Origin of the sequence: Microcoleus sp. Pol7_B2, assembly GCF_036701035.1 — a bacterium.
In the GTDB taxonomy this organism is placed as follows: domain Bacteria; phylum Cyanobacteriota; class Cyanobacteriia; order Cyanobacteriales; family Microcoleaceae; genus Microcoleus.
In genome coordinates this window covers 1-7,945 of sequence record NZ_JAUBQB010000138.1, presented here as the reverse complement: position 1 = coordinate 7,945, position 7,945 = coordinate 1, and the positions used below count along the sequence as shown (strand labels likewise).

At 46.5% G+C, this 7,945-nt stretch carries 7 protein-coding genes; 2 read left to right on the top strand and 5 right to left on the bottom strand.

Going from position 1 to position 7,945, the window contains the following annotated elements; genetic code table 11:
- Positions 1-223 precede the first annotated feature (223 nt).
- The 4 genes from QUA57_RS27635 to tmk form a co-directional block, all read right to left on the bottom strand.
- Positions 224-1,060, bottom strand: a complete 837-nt coding sequence (locus QUA57_RS27635; RefSeq protein ID WP_333064952.1) for a metallophosphoesterase — start codon at positions 1,058-1,060, stop codon at positions 224-226.
- A 577-nt stretch (positions 1,061-1,637) separates the two neighbouring features.
- Positions 1,638-2,123 (bottom strand): peptide-methionine (S)-S-oxide reductase MsrA, encoded by a 486-nt coding sequence (msrA, locus tag QUA57_RS27630; RefSeq protein ID WP_445251976.1) that lies wholly within the window; start codon positions 2,121-2,123, stop codon positions 1,638-1,640.
- A gap of 27 nt (positions 2,124-2,150) precedes the next feature.
- Positions 2,151-3,113, bottom strand: a complete 963-nt coding sequence (locus QUA57_RS27625; RefSeq protein ID WP_333064956.1) for a DNA polymerase III subunit delta' — start codon at positions 3,111-3,113, stop codon at positions 2,151-2,153.
- 278 nt (positions 3,114-3,391) lie between these two features.
- The gene (gene tmk, locus QUA57_RS27620) at positions 3,392-4,060 is read right to left on the bottom strand and encodes a dTMP kinase (protein WP_333064957.1); all 669 of its coding nucleotides are present in this window, start codon (positions 4,058-4,060) and stop codon (positions 3,392-3,394) included.
- A gap of 105 nt (positions 4,061-4,165) precedes the next feature.
- Between tmk and QUA57_RS27615 the strand changes: the two genes are divergently transcribed.
- On the top strand, positions 4,166-4,513 hold the full coding sequence (locus QUA57_RS27615) for a hypothetical protein (RefSeq protein ID WP_190659999.1): 348 nt from the start codon (positions 4,166-4,168) through the stop codon (positions 4,511-4,513).
- 197 nt (positions 4,514-4,710) lie between these two features.
- Here QUA57_RS27615 and QUA57_RS27610 read toward each other — a convergent pair whose 3' ends face one another.
- Positions 4,711-7,356, bottom strand: coding sequence for a heavy metal translocating P-type ATPase (locus QUA57_RS27610; RefSeq protein WP_333064958.1), 2,646 nt, complete (start codon positions 7,354-7,356; stop codon positions 4,711-4,713).
- Positions 7,357-7,657: 301 nt separating this feature from the next.
- On the opposite strand from QUA57_RS27610, the gene QUA57_RS27605 reads away from it, so the two are divergent.
- Positions 7,658-7,864, top strand: coding sequence for a DDE transposase family protein (locus QUA57_RS27605; protein ID WP_190733905.1), 207 nt, complete (start codon positions 7,658-7,660; stop codon positions 7,862-7,864).
- The last annotated feature ends 81 nt before the right edge of the window (positions 7,865-7,945 follow it).

Genomic DNA, 7,945 nt, shown 5'->3' with positions numbered 1-7,945 from the left:
ACTCGAGCGAATAAGCTTTCATTTTTTCTGCTGATGTACTGAATGTAGTGTACCACATTTACATGGAATTTGCTGTAAATTGTACAAAAATCATTTTTACTTCTTCCCTCTTCCTTCTTCCTGACATCCGTTACATCCGAAGAAAGCGAATCCGTTGCCGAACTTCCTTTTTCCTTCTGCTATATTATCTATTATCAGGAATGTATGCACCCTAAACCAGCCTTTACGTATCTTGACAAACCAAAGTAATTACTGTCACCTCCGGAGGACAAAATAGCCTTCCCGGCGAATAAGTTCCCAAACCGCGATTCACGTACAGCAAATTACTCCCAACCTGATGCAAACCGCTAGCCCATTCCCAGTGAGTAACTACTCGCTCCCAAGCCGACATAAAAGGAATGAACTTTCGGATTCCTTTAGGAATAAAATAGCCAATTTTTCTGACCCAAGCGTACAAAGGGCCGATACCAGGAATAACGATTTGACCGCCGTGAGTGTGCCCCGACAACTGCAAATCAATACGCCAATTTTGCAGCTTTTCAGCAGTATCAGGATTGTGAGACAATACAATCCGAGGAATCGCGGGATTTATTGATGCCATTACAGGTTTAGGCGCAAAATCGCCCGACCAAAAATCTGCTAACCCAACTAAAGCAAATTCTGGCCCCAAAGGATAGATTGCTTCGTTGTACAAAACCCGAATCCCGACGGTATTTAAAGCATTAGCAACCTCTCTCTTTGCCCCAGGCCAATAGTGGTCGTGATTGCCCAAAACCGCGTAAATTCCCACCCGACTTTGCAAGTTTTTCAATCGCTGCACTAAGTCGTAAATAGGTGCGGGATCGTAGGTAATAAAGTCACCGGTTAAAAAAATCAGGTCGGGTTCAGTTTCATTGGCCGCAGCAATCGCCTCTTGTAGCAACCATTCCGACAGCCGCACCCCGTCATAGTGAAAGTCAGTAAGCTGTACAATTTTAGTACCGGATAGATTTGCTGGAAGATTGGCTATCGGTATTGTTAAATACTCTACTCGCAGTTTCCCAGTTAATAACCTGTGCATAAATCTAAGGTTTATTGGTGACAGATCGCCACATCTAGCTTAGCAAATAAACAAGCAAGCAAGACTGCCAAACGAGATATTCTTCCCTTTTCCTTTTGTCATCTGACTAATGACTACTAATTGCTGACTAATGACTACAGTCCGAGACGCAAAAACTGGGATTACTCAAGAGAATTGAAACTGAAATGCCCAATCTTCAGTTAGGCTTTCTTGCAAAATTGTTTGGGTCTTACGCGCCCAACTAATACAGCATTTTTATAATCTTATGACTTGCGTAACGAGCTATTTAAAACGCGATCGATCTTCTTCAGACTGGCATTCTCCGCCCCGCATCTATATTCTTTTGGCAATTGTCAAAGCTGAGATTGGTGCCGCATCCCCATCGCATCGACCTACCACGGGGGGATTACCCCTACCAAACACTATCTCATCACTAATGATTTATTACTAAGTAGGTGGAAATAAACATGGCTTGGGGGAGGCAGAGCTTTGGATTAATAATAAAGTGGTGGCTAGTATAGATCATTAGCTTACCAGCCCCTAAAATATTTTATTTTTGGTTGCGTATGCCTACTTTTTAACTAATGACTTTTGACGAAAGCCGCTTCTTCTCAATATATTGCTGGTGGTAATCCTCTGCCATATAAAATTCACCAGCAGGTTTGATTTCGGTGGCAATGTCTTTGTCGTATTTACCGGAAGTTTGCAATTTTTGTTGGGAGAGGCGAGCTGCTTTTTCTTGTTCGGAATTGTGATAAAAAATTACCGACCTGTACTGTTCGCCTCTGTCAGGGCCTTGGCGATTGATTTGGGTGGGATCGTGACAGTTCCAGAATACATCTAGCAGTGCTTCGTAACTCACCTGCGATCGATCGTACTCTACGAGCACGGCTTCAGCGTGACCGGTGACTCTGGCGCAAACATCTAGGTAGCAGGGATTCGGCCAGTGACCTCCTGTGTAGCCCGCAGCAGTCGAGACGACACCCGCAACGGCGCGAAACTTGTGTTCAACTCCCCAAAAACAACCGGCGGCAAATGTGGCTTTTTCCATTGTGTTACTCATCGTATTGCGCTCAAACTCGGCACTAAATTATGCTTGACATATTCCCATTAGTGTGCATTCCCAAACCAATCGCGGCTGTACGTAGTTTAGCAAATATTGTCGTGCTTTCTCCAAGGGTTCTAAGGGCGATCGACTAATTCCCCCTGCCAAAAATTGCTGCCAGTAACAGTGTTGTAAATAATCGATTAACCACAACTGAGATTCAGTATCTAAAGTTTTATCAATTTCCTTGGCCAATTCCAAAGCAGACCGCAGGTTTTGAGGCAACTGCTTCACCTTTTGCAGCAAATCCTCGGGTATTGATTGCAGTTGCTGCCAAATAGAAATTGCCTCCCCAGGACTTCCTTGAGCCATCCCCATTACCTCGGGATGATCTAAAATCTCCGCGAATCCCGCTTGCTGCAAAACTTGTGCCATTGCTTGGGGATTCAGCCGAGAAAACTGGATTTTTTGACAGCGGGAAATTAAAGTCGGCAGCAAAGCTTCCACAGTCGGAGCAATTAAAACGAGCGCTGCTTTTCCCGGTTCTTCTAATGTTTTCAACAAGCCGTTAGCGGCTCCCTCACCCATTGTTTCTGCTTGTTCCAAAACTACGACTGAACGCGCAGCTTCTAGCGGCGGTCTGCTGAGAAATTCACCGATTTCTCGAACTTGTTCTAAGCGAATTTGTGGCGGTGCTTTCCGCTTTAAACCGGCTTCCTCTGCTTCCTTTGGCGACAGCCGTTTGCCTTGGTTCATGTAAGTTGGTTCTACCCAGAGTAAGTCTGGATGATTCCGCTGCCGCACGCGAGTTTGCACGGAGGCTATTAATCGGGTTTCGGCAAGATTGGCTGAGAATAAAAGCTCGATGAAAGACTGAGCGGCTAAACTTTTGCCTATGCCGTTAGAGCCGACAAATAAATAACCCGGAGCAATTCGGTTGCGCTCGACTGCTTGTGTTAGCAATTCTACTGCTTGCTCTTGTCCGATTAATGAGGTGAAATAATTCATGTGACAGTTGACAGTTGACAGTTGACAGTTGACAGTTGACAGCTTGCCCGAAGAGCGCAGTCGAAGGGTTGACAGTTGACAGTATTCAGTTGACAGAAGGAAGTTATTGTAGGGTGCGTCAGGGGCGCTGAATGTAATGACTACCTATTCAAGAATTTTGCCCTGATAGCTACCCTATGGTGAGTTAGTTACAACGAAAAAACCGGGTTTTTCCTCGAACTTGAGGATTTTTAGCAAATATTTCGTAAAAAACCCGGTTTCTGGCTATCTATGTAAGCTTACTTTTCAGAATTGGTATTATTTAAATATCCCCAAGCTTCTAACCTGCTAGTTACAATAGTTTGAATTTCCTGAGCGACTTCATATTCAGGGCGATCGGCATTTATCCGGACAATTCGAGATTTATTTTCCTGGGCTAACTCCGCAAAACCTTGCTGCACAAGGCGGTGAAACTTCAAATCAGCTTGCTCGATCCGATCGCACCCTCCCCGGGCCCTTACCCTCGCCAAACCCTCCTCCACATTAATATCCAGCCACAAAGTCAGATCGCTTTCCAAGCCTCCGGTAGCAATTTCATTCAACTGCTTAATTAAATTTAACTTAAGGCCGCGGCCGTAGCCCTGATAAGCAATCGTAGAGTCAGTAAAGCGATCGCATAAAACAATCGTTCCCTTAGATAACTCTGGTTTAAGAAAAGTTTCGACGTGTTGAGCGCGATCTGCCGCGTACATGAGTAATTCTGCTCGATCGGATACAGATTCGCCCCCATCTTGTTTCAGCAACAAATGTCGCAGTCCCCTTCCCAGCTCAGTACCCCCAGGTTCGCGAGTAGCCACCAAGCGGACTCTCAAACAGCAACTTGCTTGCAGGAACTGTATCAAGCGCTGCATTTGCGTAGTTTTACCCGCACCTTCAACCCCCTCAAACACGATAAGTTTGCCCTTCATTGCCCTAACTTTCCACCTAAATAAAATAAATCCATATTGTTCTGTTCATCTGTTCTAGGTTCGGTATGATAATAAAGTCTAAATGCCTCACGGCTGGAGTTGTCTATGGCTCGCTATACTGGTTTTTTTATCGTTGCCGTTCCGATCGACCGTCTGCGTCAATCCCTGATTGAAATTTTAGAGTCATGCAATCTTGATATTATCTACAATACAGGAGATTCCGTCATGGCTCGCGAACTTCCCGGTCAAGTTTCGATTGCCAAACTTGTCACCGCAGAAGTCCTAATTGAGAAAAACACGGCCAGCGACTCAGAGGTTCGCATGAACTTCGTGATTAAAAACGAAGAACTGCCCCTGCAAACCAACAACCACTGCCGTCAAATGTTCGAGCTAGTGAGTCGTTCAATTATGAACAACAATAACTGGCGACTTTTGGAAAGTATGGCACTCTAGCCATCAGTCAGTCGTTTTTACATTTTAGATTTTAGAGTGACTCCACAGATAAATCTGGGGCCTCGAACTAACGTCGAAACTTCTTTGGTCTCGACTCCTGGTGTGGGGGGCTTGTATCCGTATTGGGATGAGGCCATAAGTCCTTAGTTTCTAGTTAATGACTTATGGCCTCCGACTTTTATATGCAATCCCTAAATTTAAGCTCGAAATCCCCGGCGCAAAAACAAAGAATTTGTAACTACGCTAACAGAACTAAACGCCATAAATGCTCCGGCCGCCGCAGGACTGAGTAGAATTCCGGTTGCAGGCAGCAAGATACCTGCGGCCACCGGAATTCCCAGAGTATTGTAACCAAAAGCCCAAAATAAATTTTGGCGAATCTTATTGAAAGTAGCGCGCCCCAGCTCGATCGACTCAACAACATCCATCAAAGCATTTCGCATCAGCACAATTTGAGCAGTCTCAACTGCCACATCCGTGCCGCAGTGCAAACCGATACCGACATCAGCTTGAGCCAAAGCCGGCGCGTCATTGATGCCATCCCCCACCACAGCCACTTTACAGCCTTGGGCTTGCAAACTTGCGATCGCCCTCGCCTTCCCCTCCGGCCGCACCTCGGCCAAAACATCAGCCGCCGCCAAATCTAGCTGCTGCGCCGTCGTCGCCGCCGCAGACGCCGTATCCCCCGTCAGCATCATCACCCGCAATCCCATGCCCCGCAAACGTTCCACCGCAGCCTTAGCATCTGGCCTCAGAGTATCTTTTAGCCCGATTACCCCCAGCAAAACGCCCCCAGAAGCCACGTAAACCGCCGTTTTGCCTTGCAAAGACCCCGACAATTCCGTCGCCACAGCGACCCCCTGCTGCTTCATCCACTCAGCATTCCCCGCGAACACCCGTCGGCCCTCCACCAAAGCAGAAACCCCGAATCCCGGTTCCGTGCAGAAATCCTCAGCAGCTAGCAGCGGCAAACCTTGTTGTTGAGCTTCCAGCAAAATCGCTGCGGCGATGGGATGACAAGCGCCCCTTTCCACCGCCGCCGCAATTTGCAGCAGTTTTGAGTCAATTGTGGAACAGGCATCTTGGCTGTTGCCAGAAGCCCCATCAATTGTGGAACAGGCATCTTGCCTGTTGCCAGAAAATCCCTCAATTGTGGAACAGGCATCTTGCCTGTTGCCAGAAACTCCATCAATTGTGGAACAAACATCTTGTTTGTTTCCAACATTAATATCTGAGTTCAAATCCCACTCCGAATTCTGGAAAACCGGCAAATAATCTGTGAGTGTGAGATTTCCGGTTGTCAGAGTGCCCGTCTTGTCAAAAACTACCGTATCTAATTGATGTACCCGTTCTAAAACATCACCACCGCGAATTAAAAGTCCGCGCTCCGCCCCGATGCCAGAACCGACTAAAATTGCAGTTGGGGTAGCCAGTCCCAAAGCGCAAGGACAAGCAATCACTAAAACTGCGATCGCCAATTTCAAACTTAACAGCAAAGGCGATTGGTAATGGGTAATTGGTAATTGGTAATCGGTAATTGGTAATTGATTTCCCATGCCCCATGCCCGATGCCCCATGCCCGATGCCCCATGCCCCATCTCATGTCCTAAAAGCACAGAAGGCCAAATATGAGTGCCGGCAAAATACCAAAATAGGAAAGTTAAAACCGATATCGCCATTACCCCATAGACAAAATATCCCGCAACAGTATCAGCTAAATTTTGAATCGGCGCTTTGCGAGTTTGGGCGGCCTGCACCAAAGCCACCATTTGAGCTACAGTTGTTTCCTTACCGGTGCGAGTTGCGCGCATCACAACTGCCCCGGATTTATTGATAGTTCCCGCCGCAACAGTATCTCCTGGTTGCTTCAAAACCGGCATTGATTCGCCAGTCAGCATCGACTCATCTATTGTTGTTTTGCCTTCGCAAATTTCGCCGTCTACCGGTATTTTTTCCCCTGGCAAAACTTGCAGCCATTCTCCGACTCGGACGCGATCGGCAGGAATTTCAATGTATTGTGGATCGTAGACCTCTGATGTCGAGTTTAAAGGTAATTCTTGCGATCGCACATCTAAACTCGGGAGTTTAAAATCAACTAAGCGGGCTTTCGCCGGTTGCAATGCCATTAAAGCTTGCAAAGCTGATGCAGCGCGGCGTCTGGCTTGCTGTTCGAGAGTTTTGCCCAACAAAATAAAGCCCAGCAGCATCACGGGTTCGTCAAAAAAGCACTCCCATCCCATACGTGGAAACAGCAGGGCCGCGTTGCTAGCCGTGTAAGCTGTGACAGCGCCTAAAGCTACCAAAGTATTCATGTTCGGTGCATTTCGCCACAAACTGCGGCACCCGTCAACGATAATCGGGTGGCCCGGTAGCAGCAAAGCTAGGGTGGCGAGTCCCCAGTGAAACCAAATATTGCTGAGAATTGGGGCTTTTGTGCCGAGTACGTGACCTAAACCCGATAAAATAATTAGGATAAGGGCGATCGTCAATTGCTTGATTTGCTGTCGAATTTCTTGTCGCCGTCGTTCAATTGTTGTCGCTTCTGCTTCCCACTGATTTTCACCTGAACGAGACTGAGAGGGAAATCCATTATCAGTCAACTTTTTCGCTAAAGCTTCTGCATCGACAGTCCCCGGTTGACACTCAACCGTCGCGACTTCTACGGCTAAGTTAACGCAAGCTGAAATTACGCCTGAATATTGCATGAGTTGGCGTTCCACAGCTTTCGCGCAGCCGGCACATTTCATCCCGCCGACATCGAAAGTAACAAGTTCTGGCGGTGATTCTTTAACTGATATGATTTCTGGTTGAATTTCGGGGATTGTTTTGGGTAGAAATTGCATGGTTTTTTTTGGTATTGATTAGAATATTTCGCCACTTCTGAAAGGGGTTAATGCACTGTTTAGACAAATGTCTATATTTTGATCATAGATAAATATTGTGGCATCTTCCAAAAGTGTTAGTTTTTTTTAATTCTTATTAGTTGCAGGCGGTTAAATCCGCAGTCCGGGAGGGGTTTCAACTACTGTAGGACGGCGAGTTTAATGCTAAGACACACTTGGGACACGGCATTGCTGTTTCCCTATTTGATATAATGAGCCAATTGCCTAGTTAGTATCCAGCTTTTATTTGACGAATTTAGCTATGACAGAAACACCAAAATTTTATATTGTCAAACGTCCTGCGGGGAATTGCGAAATTTTGCCGTTGGCGGAGCCCTCGCAGAGGATCGCGCAACTTGAAGAACAAAACCCCAGTATTATTGAAAAGTGGGGTCCTTACGATTCTGCCGAAGATGCCATTGCCCGCCGCATCGGATTAATTCGCGCCGGCAAATGCCAGCCGCAATGACGAATTATACCATTTTTCTAAAGATGTGCTAGAGATAAAGAATGTAAGATCCAAGACCATCCTGTGAGAAAACCAATGACA